Annotated in this window: 11 protein-coding genes and 1 pseudogene; 4 read left to right on the forward strand and 8 right to left on the reverse strand. The window is 38.3% G+C overall.

Features of this window, described 5'->3' with window-relative positions; genetic code table 11:
• Positions 1-180: 180 nt before the first annotated feature.
• The 3 genes from PLEUR7319_RS0112070 to PLEUR7319_RS0112080 all read right to left on the reverse strand — a co-directional run bounded on the left by PLEUR7319_RS0112070 (position 181) and on the right by PLEUR7319_RS0112080 (position 3,854).
• A complete protein-coding gene (locus PLEUR7319_RS0112070) occupies positions 181-2,094 on the reverse strand; it encodes a fumarate reductase/succinate dehydrogenase flavoprotein subunit (RefSeq protein ID WP_019505483.1) in 1,914 nt (637 codons plus the stop codon).
• A gap of 33 nt (positions 2,095-2,127) precedes the next feature.
• Positions 2,128-3,444 carry a DUF6745 domain-containing protein gene (locus PLEUR7319_RS0112075; RefSeq protein ID WP_019505484.1) on the reverse strand — a complete coding sequence of 439 codons (1,317 nt, stop codon included), beginning with the start codon at positions 3,442-3,444 and terminating at the stop codon, positions 2,128-2,130.
• Positions 3,445-3,560: 116 nt separating this feature from the next.
• Complete coding sequence (locus tag PLEUR7319_RS0112080) at positions 3,561-3,854, reverse strand: hypothetical protein (RefSeq protein WP_019505485.1); 294 nt, start codon at positions 3,852-3,854, stop codon at positions 3,561-3,563.
• A 397-nt stretch (positions 3,855-4,251) separates the two neighbouring features.
• On the opposite strand from PLEUR7319_RS0112080, the gene PLEUR7319_RS40655 reads away from it, so the two are divergent.
• Together PLEUR7319_RS40655 and PLEUR7319_RS42625 are read left to right on the forward strand one after the other, a co-directional pair.
• A complete protein-coding gene (locus PLEUR7319_RS40655; protein WP_202804228.1) occupies positions 4,252-4,692 on the forward strand; it encodes a transposase in 441 nt (146 codons plus the stop codon).
• Between the two features lie 5 nt (positions 4,693-4,697).
• A pseudogene (locus PLEUR7319_RS42625) lies at positions 4,698-4,862 on the forward strand (histidine kinase dimerization/phospho-acceptor domain-containing protein); the annotation flags it as partial.
• A 117-nt stretch (positions 4,863-4,979) separates the two neighbouring features.
• Here the strand turns inward: PLEUR7319_RS42625 and PLEUR7319_RS38080 are convergent.
• The 5 genes from PLEUR7319_RS38080 to PLEUR7319_RS0112120 all read right to left on the reverse strand — a co-directional run bounded on the left by PLEUR7319_RS38080 (position 4,980) and on the right by PLEUR7319_RS0112120 (position 13,405).
• Entirely contained in the window at positions 4,980-8,081 is a 3,102-nt protein-coding gene (locus PLEUR7319_RS38080) for a filamentous hemagglutinin N-terminal domain-containing protein (protein WP_019505488.1), read from the reverse strand.
• Between the two features lie 653 nt (positions 8,082-8,734).
• Complete coding sequence (locus PLEUR7319_RS41620) at positions 8,735-10,153, reverse strand: NF038122 family metalloprotease (protein ID WP_019505489.1); 1,419 nt, start codon at positions 10,151-10,153, stop codon at positions 8,735-8,737.
• A 651-nt stretch (positions 10,154-10,804) separates the two neighbouring features.
• Positions 10,805-11,824 (reverse strand): MFS transporter, encoded by a 1,020-nt coding sequence (locus PLEUR7319_RS0112110; RefSeq protein WP_019505490.1) that lies wholly within the window; start codon positions 11,822-11,824, stop codon positions 10,805-10,807.
• A 31-nt stretch (positions 11,825-11,855) separates the two neighbouring features.
• Positions 11,856-13,112 (reverse strand): RNA-guided endonuclease TnpB family protein, encoded by a 1,257-nt coding sequence (locus tag PLEUR7319_RS0112115; protein ID WP_051044428.1) that lies wholly within the window; start codon positions 13,110-13,112, stop codon positions 11,856-11,858.
• An 89-nt stretch (positions 13,113-13,201) separates the two neighbouring features.
• Positions 13,202-13,405, reverse strand: coding sequence for a hypothetical protein (locus PLEUR7319_RS0112120; protein ID WP_026102468.1), 204 nt, complete (start codon positions 13,403-13,405; stop codon positions 13,202-13,204).
• Positions 13,406-13,559: 154 nt separating this feature from the next.
• Here PLEUR7319_RS0112120 and PLEUR7319_RS0112125 point away from each other — a divergent pair, with 154 nt between their 5' ends.
• Both PLEUR7319_RS0112125 and PLEUR7319_RS0112130 read left to right on the forward strand, forming a co-directional pair.
• Positions 13,560-14,255, forward strand: a complete 696-nt coding sequence (locus PLEUR7319_RS0112125; RefSeq protein WP_019505492.1) for a hypothetical protein — start codon at positions 13,560-13,562, stop codon at positions 14,253-14,255.
• A 65-nt stretch (positions 14,256-14,320) separates the two neighbouring features.
• The gene (locus PLEUR7319_RS0112130) at positions 14,321-15,100 is read left to right on the forward strand and encodes a hypothetical protein (RefSeq protein WP_019505493.1); all 780 of its coding nucleotides are present in this window, start codon (positions 14,321-14,323) and stop codon (positions 15,098-15,100) included.
• Positions 15,101-15,190 lie beyond the last annotated feature (90 nt).

Below are 15,190 nucleotides of genomic sequence, written 5' to 3' on the forward strand. Positions count from 1 at the left end.
GTTGTAATACCACCGAGCCAATGAGTTAATCTTCTAATAATAAAACCCAAAAATATGCCAAATGTTCTGTAGTATGACAGCTTGATATTTGCCATAACAATCATATTAAATGTCGAGTTCTCAGTCTAAAAAATTATTTTAAATTTACAATACAATTTATCATGAGAAACTGGTGGTTGATTACTTATAACTACGATTAGTTAGCTCAACATTCTCAAACTCTAACTGTTCTTGATGTAAAGTTGGAGTTTGTTCATCTCCCTGATATTGCCAAGCTGCGACATAGGTAAAATCTTCGTCATTGCGTTGAGCTTCCCCCTCGGAAGTTTGATATTCTTCTCGGAAATGTGCGCCACAAGATTCTTTCCTGGCTAGGGCATCCCGAGCCATTAGCTCGCCTAATTCTAAATAGTCAGCTACTCTACCCGCAAATTCCAGGTTTTTATTAAAGGTATGTTTGTCCCCAGGAATAGTTACATTTTGCCAGTATTCTTGTTTAAGTTCGGTAATTTCGGCGATCGCTTTTTCTAAACCTGCTTTATTCCGGGACATGCCGACGTTATCCCAGAGGATTTTGCCCAATTGGCGATGAAACTCAGTAACTGTTTTCTTGCCTTTAATACTTAATAGCTTATTTACTTTGGTGTTTACTGTTGCTTCCGCTTCCTCAAAGGCTGGGTGCTTAATTCCAACGGTCGGTAAATCGTGGGTAGCGATATAATTGCCCAAAGTGTAAGGAATTACAAAATAACCATCAGCTAAACCCTGCATCAAAGCACTAGCACCAAGACGGTTGGCTCCATGATCGGAAAAATTAGCTTCTCCTAATACGTGTAGACCAGGAATAGTACTCATGAGATTGTAATCGACCCATAAGCCTCCCATGATGTAGTGTACGGCAGGATAAATGCGCATGGGAACTTTATAGGGATTTTCGCCTGTGATTCGTTCGTACATCTGAAATAAATTTCCATAGCGATCGCTGATCGTCTGTTTACCTAATTTGGCGATCGCATCTCTAAAGTCCAAGTAAACTGCTAATCCAGTTGCTCCAACTCCTTTACCTTCATCGGTGACTTGTTTGGCATTGCGAGAAGCCACATCACGGGGAACAAGATTACCAAAGCTAGGATATCTAGTTTCTAAATAATAATCCCTTTCTGCTTCAGGAACTTGATTGGGATGACGTTTGTCCCCTGGCTTTTTCGGTACCCAGACCCGCCCATCGTTACGCAATCCCTCACTCATCAAGGTCAACTTGGATTGATACTCCCCTGATACAGGAATACAGGTCGGATGAATCTGCGTGTAACAAGGATTGGCAAATAAAGCTCCTCGTTTATAACATCGCCAAGCAGCAGTGACATTAGAGTTGCGAGCATTAGTAGAGAGATAAAAAACATTACTGTATCCCCCAGTGCAAAGCAATACTGCATCTCCAGCATAGCGTTCGATTTCTCCCGTAATTAAATTACGAACAATAATACCTCTGGCTTTCCCTTCAACTAATACCAAGTCCAACATCTCACGACGGGAAAACATCTGAATTTTTCCGGCGGAAATCTGGCGGGACATGGCACTATATGCCCCCAACAAAAGCTGTTGTCCTGTTTGTCCTTTGGCGTAAAAGGTACGAGATACTTGCGCTCCACCAAAAGAACGATTTGCTAATAAACCACCGTATTCCCTGGCAAAAGGTACCCCCTGAGCAACACATTGATCGATAATACTATTGCTAATCTGAGCTAAACGATGCACATTAGCTTCTCTAGAGCGGTAGTCGCCCCCCTTAATGGTGTCGTAAAACAATCTCCAGACAGTATCTCCATCATTCGGATAGTTCTTCGCGCCATTAATGCCTCCTTGGGCGGCAATGCTATGGGCACGACGTGGAGAATCCTGAATACAAAAACTTTTGATGTTATAACCCAATTCCGCCAGGGTTGCTGCTGCCGATGCTCCCGCTAAACCAGTTCCCACAACTAAAATAGTGTGCTTTTTCTTATTTGCTGGACTAACTAACTTGCAGTGATCTTTGTAGTAGTCCCATTTATTTTGAAGTCTACCAGGAGGAATTTTGGGGTCAAGTTTCATATCAATTATGAGTTAGTAATCGATTTTAATATACTAAGTTTCTACGGCAAACTCTTCAGGATCGATATCCCAATTCATCCAGGTAATAGCTTCTTTAGCGGAACGAATGTGGGGAGGTACGCGAGTCGCATGAATATGTTTGGTACTAGGACAGATCATTTTTAATAGATGAATCGGCTCAACATCAATATTATTATCAATTCTCAATAGAGTATATTCACGCCAAAAATCAATTTCTGTTGCTTGTAATTCCTGACAAATTCGTCCATATCCAATTCCTTGAATTAAAACTCTTCTCAATTCGGCATTAGGTTCAGTTAATAACCAACTTGCTTGCCATTGGTGAGGATGAAGTCTGCCATATTTTTCTGGCAAAACAACACCATTATAAGCATACACACAATCACCATCATTATAGGCGATCGCCGGTTCTCCTTCTGCGTGAAGACGATATTGGTCGTCAAAGGATATTTTATTTGGGCGATCGCAAACTAAACAGGTTCGTTCAAAGAACAATACCCAACCACAATCTTGAATCAAAGACCTCTTTGCCGACCATTTATCTGAGTCATATTGACAATTCAAAACTTCAATACAATAGTCAATTAAAGCAATAAAGTTCAATTCAATCCCATTAAATAAACTAGAGGCTAGTCCTAAACCATTAGTCATCTGTAACCAAGGCAAAGAAAATTGTTTGAAAGTTGCTTCCAAATCTTGCATCCAAGGTTGTTGGTTAATTTCATTAACTATCGGTTCACCTACTTGCTGCCAAGCTGATTGACCAAAATTTTCCCAGACACTATCCCCAATACCCAATAAGATGTCTCCTCCCGGAAATTGTTGCACCTGGCTTCTAAGCCACTTCTCTGATTCTGACCAGCGATTTTCCCATTGTTGTTCCGATAGTTGCTGCCAAAGTTCTGTCCCTCTTTGAACATCTGTTTCCAAAATTTGTTCCGATCTTCCTAGCTGTTGCCAAAAAAAGGTTAAAGGTTCCCATCTAGGCTGCAACTCTGCGTTTAGCTGAGTCCATAAATCCTGCCCAACTTGTTGTTGTAAATTCCTTAATAGCTCAAAAGATAAAGGCTGCTTTAAGATTGGCGATCCTAATTGTTTAGCTAAAATTTCCGGAGGTTGGGTCAAAAGTTCATTTTTGATGTGATTGGGGCTAGCAAAAAATTGAACTACAGGCTTATTTTTACCCATCACTGAGTAAACTCTATTGATGGCAGCGATCGCCTTGTTTCTGTCTATTGGTTCAGTCGATGCAATTATTTCCTGCCATTTTTTTTGATAAATGGGAATTAAAGCATTTTGTTCTGCGGTTAGATGAGTAATTTGAGACATAACTAAACCAATAATTCATATACAAACAAGTACATCTTAAATAAGCTATTGGATAAGAAAAATATGCTGCCAAAAATCAAGCAAGATATTGTATTTCTTATCCTCAATCTCATTAGTTAATCGGCAACGTATCGCCAACCTTCGGGTTCATATTCTCTTTGTATGCGTACCATCCAATTTCCCTGGGGTATCTCAACTGCGTTATGCTCTTCATGAATTAATTTGGCTGTATCCGACAAGACTCTGAGATAAAGAGTTCCGTCTTTTTCATATAATTCTGCCTGACCATCGGCAATGCGATGAGAATGTCCTGTAACCTCTCCCTCGGCTAAAGTAAGATGTGCAAGTTTCCTGCCTTCAACATGATTAATCGCTTTTAAAATTACGTCGCCTTGTCTAATGGGTAACATAATTGTCTGTTTCCTTATTTACATCTACACTTTGATTGTAATTCAGTAGCCCAAGAAAATAGAACAAAAATACTTAAAAGTTCAAAGATGACCATGATGTTGATGATTTTGGAGATTGCGTTATTTACTCTTATTGGTATCTCAACTTTAGATCGGTATGGTATTGTACTTGCTCAAACAAATGTAAAAGAAGCGATCGTCTTGTTGAATTATTTAAAGTGGGCATTCTAAAACTAACAGAATAATTTTTGCTTACTGAATGGAAAAATTCAAAGGAAAATATAGAATACCATCGACAAGGTTGCAAAATTGGAATTATGGCTGGAATGGGGCGTATTTTATTACTATTTGTACCAAAAACAGAATTCATTATTTTGGCAAGGTCGTAAATAGAAAAATGCAATTCTCTCACATTGGAATTGTGGCGGATATTTTATGGTATGAAATAAAACATCATGCTGATCGTATAGAATTGGGTGAATTTGTAGTGATGCCCAATCACATACATGGGATTTTGATATTGAATGATCAAAATTGCGATCGCAACGAAAATGATAATGATAAACGTAGAGACAAGGCATGCCTTGTCTCTACTACCAACAATAAAACAATTGGACAAAAACGATTTCAAAATCAGGGCAAAAATACCATTTCATCGATTGTGGGGGGATACAAATCTGCCGTTACCAAACACGTTCGGCGTTTAGGATATCAATTCACCTGGCAATCAAGATTCCACGATTACATTATTCGTAATGATCTTGAATACGATCGCATTGTTAAATATATTCAAAACAATCCCCAGAATTGGCATAACGACAAATTTTGCGATTCGTAGAAGCGATCGCACTTTTATCTAGCAGTTTGGGCAGTATCTGGCTGACTCGTCGGGCGATGCAACCGATTGAATCTAGCTTTACCAGATTAAAACAGTTTACTGCTGATGCTTCTCATGAGTTACGAAGTCCCTTAATGGCAATCAAAACCAATGCTGAGGTGGCACTTAAAAACAGGTAACAGGGAATAGAAAATGTCCTAATGTTTTCTGGTAGTGCCATACCTACTACTACCTAAAATTCACCGATCGAGTAGCAATTGTTAACCGAGAAGTATTGGATGTCAAGATTATCGACACTGATTGAATAACTGCCAATAGTCTGGTTTATTGGGCTGCGGAATATAGCTTAACAGTTCTATATTTCCTTGAGCGTTAACACTCCAAGCTTTAGCTTCGACAATTTCAGAATCCTTGGGCACCTGGGCAACGATTGAACTATCAGCAAAATTTCTTAAATCTTCCCAAACTGATTCTCCCCGCAGATTTTGACTGGGATTTTCAGCTAATCCTCCCTTACCCGTAATACTAAGAGTATTGATTTCTTCTTTTGGGCATATCGAAGCAATGAGTGAACTTGGGTCGGTAAAATTTTCTGGTAATTTTGCTAAGCCAATTTGTTGATCATTATCGGGAGTATTTATATCTACTACTCCATCCAATCCAAACTGGGAACTAGCTGTAATTTCACTATCCAAAGAAAGTAAGATTACTTCGGTATCGATGTTAATGTTGCCTCCATCTCCTTCGACGGCATTGGCTCGGATGTCGCTGTTATTTCTGGCGATAATGTAATTAGTATCAATATTGATGTTGCCTCCACCGCCAGCACCTCCAAAAACGCTGCTGGATATTTCGCTATTTTGATTCAAATTGATAAAGTCTGTAGTTAACTCAATATCACCTCCACCAGATTGAAGAGATGTAGCAGTAATTTTGCCTTGGTTGGAGTTGAGATTATTAACCGTAATGTCAATATTGCCCGCCTGTCCAGTGCGATCGCTGTTAACGGAAACTTGCCCCTGGTCATTAAGGTTTAAATTATTCGCTTGAATATTGATGTTGCCACCTTGTCCAGCACCCTGAGTGTCAGCACTAATTTGACTATTATTGTTTACAGTCAAATCTCCCAAAATGTTTAAATCGATATTTCCGCCACCACCATCATTAGTTGAAGCTGTAATGCTGCTGGGAGTAACAACAGCAGAACTGTTATCGAGCATCACAGAATTAGCATGAATTTCAATACTACCTGCTTGCCCTTGCCCCGGTGGACTGCCTGTACGACTGGAGAAGTTACTAGCACTGATAGTTGCCCCATCTAAAATAGTTAAATTACTGGTATTAATCTGCAGATCTCCGCCATCTCCCATACCGGAAATAGCATTGCCAAAAATACCACTGGCACTCAACTCCGAACTGCCAACTAACTCAATCTCCTGGGCTATAAGTTCTAAATTGCCTCCATCACCAATGCCAGCAGTACTAACTGCAATTTGCGCCCCATCACTGATTAGTAAACTGCCGGTTTCAAGATTCAAATTACCACCATTTCCTTCTGCTACTTCGGCGATCGCTGTAAATACACCACTGGGAGCATTGGTAGAAATGCCAGTTAATTCTATTTCATTTGCCTTGATGTTTATAGAGCCACCTGTTCCCAAATAAAAAGTAGTTCCCCCAATTTGCGCTCCATCAGCAATGTATAATCTTGCTGCTTCGACATTGATCTGACCACCATCACCTGTTGCTCCAAATTCCACATTAGAAAATAATCCGCTACCAATTCCGTCTCTTGAAGTACCAATTAAGTTTATTTGATTAGCATCAACATCAAGAGTTCCAGCGTCACCATCACCAAAAGTCGAGGCAGCAAGCTGTGCCCCCTGAGAAATTGATAAAGACTCTGTTTCAATATCTAATGTCCCACCATTACCTGTTGCTCCAAATTCCACAATAGTAAATAAACTACTGGGAGACTGTCCTCTAGAAGTACCAACTAATTCGAGCCGATCTGCCTCGGCAACTATATTACCCCCCTCACCCCGATCAAAAGTGATAGTAGCAGCTTGAGCTCCATTAATAATAGAAATGTTATCCGCCCCAAGATTGATATCGCCACCTTTACCAGCGCCAAAAACTAAGGTAAATAAACCACTTGGTCCTAGAACCGGGGAGCCACTAAACAATTCTATGTAATCAGCATTTACCTTGATATTTCCAGTATTGCCCATCCCATAGGTACTACTAATTACCTGCGCTCCATCGGCAACAATTAGATTAGCGGAATCTAGCTCAATATCACCTCCGTTACCTGTAGCTACTGGGGCAACATCAGTAGATAAACGACTGATAAATGGCAAATCAAATGATGTACCCGCAACTACCAACAGTTCTGAAGCGTTGACTTCCAGTTTACCGCCATCAGAATTACCGAAGGTATCTGCCAAAATAGCCGAACCATCAGTAATAATTACTTCTCTTCCTTGTAACTGTAGATCGCCCCCTCCATTACCACTTACTTCTAGGGAGGAGGCATTAGCAAGAAAAATATCTTGAAAATTACTTATCTCTCCATAATCTAAATTCCAACCTGAGTCTGTTGAGTTCAGTTTGACAAAGCCATCTCTAGCAATACTACCTAATTCAATTCTTCCCCCTTCTGCTGTTAGATTTCCCCCGTCGATTAATATATTTCCTCCTACCAAAGCTAACGTTTGTTCAGGATCTACCTGAAGCCCATTAGGACGCTCAGTTCGATTTACCGTAAAATTAGGGGTGAATTGAAGTCGATTGCCGCTGCCTTGAACTTCTATATCTCCGTTGCCTGCTCCATACTGCAATCCCACGGGAATATTGACTGTTAACAGAGGTGGAGCTTGGGGATCTACGGCACTAAATTCACTCCCATCAGCAAACTTCAAACTATCCGCAGTGCTACCGAGAAAAGAGCCTCCAATATCTAAGGCTGCATTTTCCCCAAACACAATACCGTTAGGATTAATCAAAAATAAATTGGCAGTTCCATTAGCCTGAATTAAACCATCAATATTAGAAATAGAACCACCAGTGACACGACCAATAATATTTTCTATGGTTAAAGCATTATTAAACCAGGCTGTATTTCCCGTAGACAGAGAAAACTGCTCAAAACTATGAAACAGATTACTTCCTGCGGTTGTTCCGCCAGTAATTTCGATTAGATTTCCATTGGGCTGTGTCACAGAATTATTAGGCAAGGTGTTATCGGGAACTATCTGTGCTGATGCTGCTGTTGTACCTAAATCGAACAGCAGTAAACTGACAAAAGGCATGATAGTAAAAGATAAACTTTTTCTAGAGATAAATGCCAGCCCAAAATAGTTTCTGGGTATTAATTTTTGCTGTGTCATAGTGATGGAATGGTAGTTAATTAGACCCAGTTTATTTTTATTGCAAGAAACTAATTATTTAATTTGTGATATTTAGCAAATCAAATGTATTTTAAATTACATTTATTATAATTTTGGTATTTTTAATTAATGTTTAGCTCAGAAAATAATAGCTATTAACACTTGCGATGAATTGACGAAAGGCATAGTTATTTCAGCTATCATTATTAAGTTCCTCCAAATTAAAACAAGAGCTATATATAGACTTCCCCAAAAATATTTTTAACTAACATATACAAGCATCAAAAATTATTTATTTTCCGAAAATAATATCTACCAATAGCAGTTATAGCCGTACAAAGTTACGTTAGGACAAGTTTATTTGATTGCTCGTAAGTAATGAGTAACGAGTAACGAGTAATGAGTGTCCTAATAAAAGTTCGTATTGCTATAAATAGCAAATGGATAGAGCAATTAGACTTACATCTAGCCTAAGAAATGCTCTACCCATCCTTTAAAATAATTAGTATAATTTAGAATGCTCGGTAATTAATAGTTAATGATCATAAACGTAGAATAGTGGAAGTTAAAACTTCGACTGATTGTCTAAATCTTTTAAATTTGGATAATCAACTTAGTCATAATCTTCGCTGTCGTCGCCATCATTATCGTCTTCATTTCCAAGAGTTACTACTCCAAGAGTTACCACTCCAAGAGTTACCACTCCAAGAGTTACCACTCCAAGAGTTAGTACCCCAAGAGTTAGTACCCCAAGAGTTACTACTCCAAGAGTTAGTACCCCAAGAGTTACTGCTCCAAGAGTTAGTACCCCAAGAGTTACTACTCCAAGAGTCTTTGAGCCAATCAGTTATTGTTTCCACAGCATCCCATAACTTATCTACACCAGACTCGTGAGTGTGATAGTGAGTTTCTCCTGTAGTAGAATCAGTGTGCGATTCCAGCTCCATAAAATAACCTTCTTGCCAGAAACCTGTAGTCGAGGAAGCTCTTCCCCACCAGAAGCCTGTAGTCGAAGAAGCTCTGCCCCACCAAAAACCCGTAGTAGAGGAAGCTCTTCCCCAGTTATAGGCATCACTGCTAAATATATAATCTTCTACTTCGATTCTGCGATCGCCAACCCATGCTGATTCTGCTTCTGCTTGGGCAGCATTGTAGATAGCAGCCATGTCAATTACTCCTGGGTTAACCACATCCCAGCCGATCGCATCTAAGACCAATAAATCATCACCAGTTATCGACCAACGTTCATTTAAACTAATACTTGGACTCATCAAAGCATGGTTATGATCGTGATCTTCTTCTGATTCTGCTTCTGCCAAGTGACCAACTTGAAAATCTGCTCCTGTGGCTAATTCCACAGTACTAACTTGACCATCAATCGAAAAGAAAGCTACTTGACCATAGGTAAGATCGTTGATTCCTAGTTCGACACTATCAGTAGAGTAACGGAATAAATCCATGGTACTCATATTGGTAATTCTGTTATCAACCGTCTCTTCAGTATGTTCAGCACCACTAATAAAGCCTAAGACATGACCGATTTCATGTTGAGCCATGCTGAGAAAATCTAATGTACCTTCTTGAGGACCACCAAGATAGTTATAATTCCACAGCGAGCCCTCGAAATTATTTAAGACGATATAGCCATCTAATTCTGCGCTATCTCCAGCTACCATACCTAAAGCTTTCAAATTAGCTCTGGTGACGTGAGTCTTGAAATTCTTATCGATTACTTCACTACCAACCAAAGCATCAATCTTATTTTGGTCTAGCAGATTATCCGCCACAATGCTATCGATACCGGTAGTTACATCATTTTGAATCGCATCGTAAATATCACCATATTTGATACCTGTTTCGATGGTGGGAAATGCTCCACCGACAACGTTATCGGGTAAAAGTTCATCTGTCGCTTCAACATAAATATTGATTTCTAGATCTTTACCTTGATAAGAATCTGCTAAATGCTGCGACCAAATTTCACCAGCTATTTCAAATCCTAGTATTTGTTCGTCTGTTATTCCTGGAGCAAAACTAAAATTAAAGTCTACTCCTGTTTCTATTCCACTCATTTATATTTGAATCCTATATTCTATTTAGAAATAAAGTTTATTAATTAGTTCTTTTTTGGCTAGGTTGTTAAATCCTAATCACAAATAAGCTTATATAGGCAAAGGCTAGATGTTTTTTTTCATAAATAGTGAGGCTGATTTTTATGTACTTTTCATATGTTTATTGTGTATTTTTAGTACAAGTACGCATTTAATTGATGAGACGATCAGTTATCTTACTGGTTGATCTAAGTCCATATCTTTATCTTTACTTTAATTTCTCTAAAATTTCGCTGACTAGATCAGTCAATACCTGGGAATAATTGATTATTTTGGAGAAATAAAATAGCTAAAATAATTATTTGGTGAGGAATTATATAGTATAAATTAAGCTTGAAAATAGTTTAACAATTTGATTCAGTGATCCCGCCTATTAGTCTATGCCTTACCCAAAAGTGCTGATACAGTGAAAGAAAATGAGTTGCTTACCAAAGTTGGAAACTGTTCGTTCCGACTTTGTACCTTTTAGCTTGATATAAAACATTTAATTACCTACTGTTATTTTCTTTATTTTTTTGCTTGGTGAATATGCGATCTGCTCTGCTAGTGGGCAATAAACAATCATCTCTGGTGATTGGCTTAGCAAACAACCGGAGCATAATCGCTTTTTGTTTAACTTAAAAATGCTCTTGCTTTTACCAATTGCCACCAACAAAACCAGCCAGAAATCAAAAATAGAAAACCCGCCATAATTAATCCCGTAAATAGATCGTAGCGAGAAGCGATCGCGCCTATTAGAGGAGCAACTAAAGCAAAACTAATCCGAAATACAAGACTATTAAGAGAAAGAATGGTAGCTCTGACTGATGAGGCTATTTGTTGATTGATGATGTTGAGAATTAAAGGAGAAGATAACCCCCGAACCAAATAAATACTCATGATAAAAATTATTCCCCAAACTCGAGCAATACTCCCCAAGCAGATATAAGAAACTGCTAACAGCACAACCAAGAAAAAAGTGGCTTTTTTAATACCCAAAAAACTTTCTATTCGATGAGCATTGATTGAAGCCAGACTCATACCCAGATGAAATATTGCCCAAGCCCAACCGAAGGCTTGAATCGGGATATTTAATTGTTTTAGGTAATCTTGGGATAACCAAACAATCAAAAAACTAGCACTGGAAAAAGTACCGCTTAATAAAAATAGCCACCTGAGACGAGGATTTTTCAAAACATCAATAATAATATTTTTTAACTGCCCCAATTGCTTATTTTTACTAATGGGCAGATGACACGATGGCTCAACTAGAGTTAATGCTAAGCAAAAATAAATAATCAAACAAATTATTTGTAAATAAAAAGGATATACCAAATTTATGGCAGCGATCGCCGCACCGATAATCCCACAAACTGCTTCACTGATGCCAGCGATCGCGACTAATCTTCCTTCCCAAATTGGATAAAATTTTTCTCGCCCTAACTGTAATAAAGTATCAAAACCTAGGGCAGTATTTGCTCCAGAAATCAAACTTCCTGCTACTCCTGCCAAAACTTCGGCGATCGCAAATTCACCAAAAGAATTGCCGACACAATAGATTAGCCAACTAAAGATCCAAACTCCGCTTCTGAGAACTAAACAAGCTTTTCGTCCCCGAAGATCTGCTAAGTATCCCGATGGTACTTGTGACATCCTCCTACGCTGACTGCTTGGCAGTACAGACCTAGGCTTCCAACTCTCGCAAGTTGGCATTTCTGGATCGGCACTTATCTAGATACGAGATCCCCGACAGTACGCCACTACCAGACAGTTTCCATTCCCGACAGTCCGTCGGTACTGATTTCAATCCTCGTTGTAAAATCACTCTCCCGCTAGCATGATCTCTTGTAGTAGAGTAGCCACATTCAGGACAATTGTGAACTCGTTGAGTCAGTTGTTTTTTCCCTGTGTGAGCATTACACTCAGGACAAATTTGACTGGTGTATTTATGGTCTACTTGCTGAAAGTATTTGCCACGTTTCCAGCATACCCAGGACAACAAATCTCGAAATTGACCGAAGCCACCATCAAGCATTTGCTTGCCTAAAAATCCTCTAGCAGTCATTTTAAAGTTGATGTCCTCCACAAAAATCATGTCTGCCATGTCACACAGAAGATGGCTAGTTTGAAAGTGAAAGTTTTTACGAGTATTAGATATTTGATGGTGAACTCTAGCTACTTTAAGCTGTGCTTTTTCCCAGTTTTTAGACCGTTTTTTCTTACGAGATACCTTCCGTTGCAGCACTTTAAGCCTACTTTGGAGTTCTCGAAAAAAAAGTGCCGGTTCAACTCGGAAGTTATCGCTAGTTACCAAAAAAGATTCCAGTCCAATGTCAATCCCAATCCCACGCCCAAAAGGCAACGGGTCGGGTACTTTGACATCGCATTGAATAGTTACTACTGCATACCAAATAGTTCCTCTTGCTCTGGCTACAATCCTGACTCCTTTGACCTTAAATCCATCGGGTATGGGTCGATGCTGATTGATTTTGATTTCACCAATCTTCGGCAGTTTTACTATCCCATTTTCGATGGGATTTAACTTAAATTGAGGAAACAGAAAAGATTGATATCTTCCGTACTTCTTATAGCGAGGGAAACCAAAACCTCTATTCTTAAAAGCTTCCCAGGTGTTATGCATTCGCTTAACAACATCCTGAGTTACTTGAGAATGAACTTGTTTGTACCGAGGATTAGTCTTTTTCCATTGAGTCAGTTGTCGTTTCTGCTCCAAATAGCTCGGAAAAGAAATGTCAGCAGACATAATATATTCTCGATTAATTGAGCAAGAGTACAAACTACATTTTCTCGAAGCAATCCAATCTTTGAGGTCGCGCAAACATCGGTTATACAAATGTCGACACGTCTCCAGCCAATCAAGCATCATCGCCTGTTGCTCAACAGTTGGTTCAATTCGATAGGTGTAATTCAGAGTCAACATCAGGACATTTTAGCATAGAACATGACCGGCGATAAAACTTGTAATAATCAAAAACCTAGCCTCGGCTCCCATCCCACGCTGACACGCTATCACGGTACAGACCTGGGGCTTCCCACCGACAATGCTAAAATTAAAATCGATAGGGATAAAATCGTTTTCAGCAGAACTGTTTGCTCTAAATTTAGACCATGACTCTCATAAAACAAGACAATAGTAGGAATAGGAAACCAAGCAAAAGCTAGTCCTCGCAAGATATACAGCTTGTTTAAGTTGGCGGCGATGGATTGATTCAAGAATTTTGTTTGTATTATTTCTTAGTATTTTTGTAGCTTAATTATTTACTTAACAATAAGACTTAGTAAAAAGTGAACTCGCACCCAGCAATTACCAATACATATAATCTAGGCTAGATCTTCACCCCATTTCTATGGCTGGAGTTATCTAGTAATGCAACTCAATTCTTTTAAGGTATTAATGCAATTATTGCGCGATCGCACTACTTTTTTAGGCGAAATCGAACAGCAAAAATATCTTGACCACAAAATCGTATCTCTATTAATTTCTAGTTCTCTATTTCTGGCTTTGTACGGAGCAATTATTGGCTCAACCCATGGTGGGCTGCAAATAATCTCCTCAGCATTTAAGTTACCCGCTTTATACCTGCTCACCTTACTAATTTGTTTGCCAACTCTTTATTTTATGGATATTGTCTTAGGTTCAAAACGAACTTTTGGTCAGTATGTCTCTTTACTATTAGCCTCAATGGCAATGATTAGCGTCATGCTATTCGGCTTTGCCCCTGTTACCCTATTTTTTCGCTTATCAATTAATGATTATTGGTTTTTCCTCTTATTAAATATTGTTGTTTTAGGTTTTACGGGTGTTGTAGGAGTTAGATTTTTTTATAAATCAATGCTGGCATTAATTGCCAAAGAGAAAGAAGACAACAACATATCACCTAATCGCCATAAACTTATTAAAGCTTGGTTATTTCTCTATGGTTTTGTCGGTAGTCAATTAGGATGGACCCTAAGACCATTCGTTGGTTCTCCAAGTGAGCCTTTTGCCCTATTTAGAGAAATTGAAAGTAATTTTTATGTTCAAGTAGTAAAAATAGTTGGTAAAGTTTTAGGGCTTCATTAATTAATTATTAATCATTAATTTTGAACTAGTAAAATAATTGTCTTATTCAAATATCAATTATAGTAATGTCATTAGGTTGGGAAAAACTTAAAATTAGTCAAGTTGAATTAGATGAAATTTTTGAATTAAATATTTTTGCCAACTGGGCGATCACTTTAAATCATTTATTTTTACTACGTCAGAGAGAATATTTACAATCTCTGTTTTTCACCGAAAGTTCTTTTTTGTTTATCGGAGTAGTTTTAGTCTTCCCTATCAATCTACTCATTTTTCGGAAATTAGGTTTATTAAATACCAATGCTAGTAGCCTATTTTTGATTTTAATTAGTACTTGTATTTGCTCAACTTTAGCCTTGATTGTACTTAATTACTATCTGTGGCAGAAGGCAAAGAAATTAAAAGTATTGGCAAAAATATTGGCAAAAGTAGCTCAATATAATGATCTAATTAGTAATCTTGAGATCTTAGCTAGTTTAAACTCAATCACTAATGATAATTCACTATCTAATAGTCCTACTCACAGTCCAGCTTTGGTAGAAAACTTCCAAGATATCTCCGAGCTAAAAACTATTTTAAATCTGACTAAAAAGAGCTTACTTAAAAGTCTTGAATTAGAAAGTTTTATTTATCGTCATCAAAAAATTAAGGGCAAAAATAAATTATCCGTTCCTGGCGATCGCTATCAACTGCTAGCTAATTTGGAACATAATTTGCTTAACCTATCTATTTCTGAAACAGATTCCAATCAAGAATACCAGCAATTGTTACATGATGCAGTTGCGATCGGTTTGAGTGTGCATCAAGAAATGAGAAAAATCGAAACTATAAGGCGATCCGTAGGCTAGGCGGAGCCTAATCGCCTTCACAAAATACCAATAATTAACTCTTGCCTGTGCAGACATTTTGCTTGTTTAAGGTTAAGGAAAAACTGAGAA

Origin of the sequence: Pleurocapsa sp. PCC 7319 (assembly GCF_000332195.1) — a bacterium.
Taxonomy (GTDB): domain Bacteria; phylum Cyanobacteriota; class Cyanobacteriia; order Cyanobacteriales; family Xenococcaceae; genus Waterburya.

Excerpts from the sequence above, each read along its gene's own strand:
- PLEUR7319_RS0112125 (WP_019505492.1), top strand. The coding sequence starts at position 13,560 with ATGCAACTCAATTCTTTTAAGGTATTAATGCAATTATTGCGCGATCGC.
- PLEUR7319_RS0112115 (WP_051044428.1), bottom strand. The coding sequence starts at position 13,112 with ATGTTGACTCTGAATTACACCTATCGAATTGAACCAACTGTTGAGCAA.
- PLEUR7319_RS0112110 (WP_019505490.1), bottom strand. The coding sequence starts at position 11,824 with ATGTCACAAGTACCATCGGGATACTTAGCAGATCTTCGGGGACGAAAA.
- PLEUR7319_RS0112080 (WP_019505485.1), bottom strand. The coding sequence starts at position 3,854 with ATGTTACCCATTAGACAAGGCGACGTAATTTTAAAAGCGATTAATCAT.
- PLEUR7319_RS40655 (WP_202804228.1), top strand. The coding sequence starts at position 4,252 with ATGCAATTCTCTCACATTGGAATTGTGGCGGATATTTTATGGTATGAA.
- PLEUR7319_RS0112130 (WP_019505493.1), top strand. The coding sequence starts at position 14,321 with ATGTCATTAGGTTGGGAAAAACTTAAAATTAGTCAAGTTGAATTAGAT.
- PLEUR7319_RS0112070 (WP_019505483.1), bottom strand. The coding sequence starts at position 2,094 with ATGAAACTTGACCCCAAAATTCCTCCTGGTAGACTTCAAAATAAATGG.
- PLEUR7319_RS41620 (WP_019505489.1), bottom strand. The coding sequence starts at position 10,153 with ATGAGTGGAATAGAAACAGGAGTAGACTTTAATTTTAGTTTTGCTCCA.
- PLEUR7319_RS0112075 (WP_019505484.1), bottom strand. The coding sequence starts at position 3,444 with ATGTCTCAAATTACTCATCTAACCGCAGAACAAAATGCTTTAATTCCC.
- PLEUR7319_RS38080 (WP_019505488.1), bottom strand. The coding sequence starts at position 8,081 with ATGACACAGCAAAAATTAATACCCAGAAACTATTTTGGGCTGGCATTT.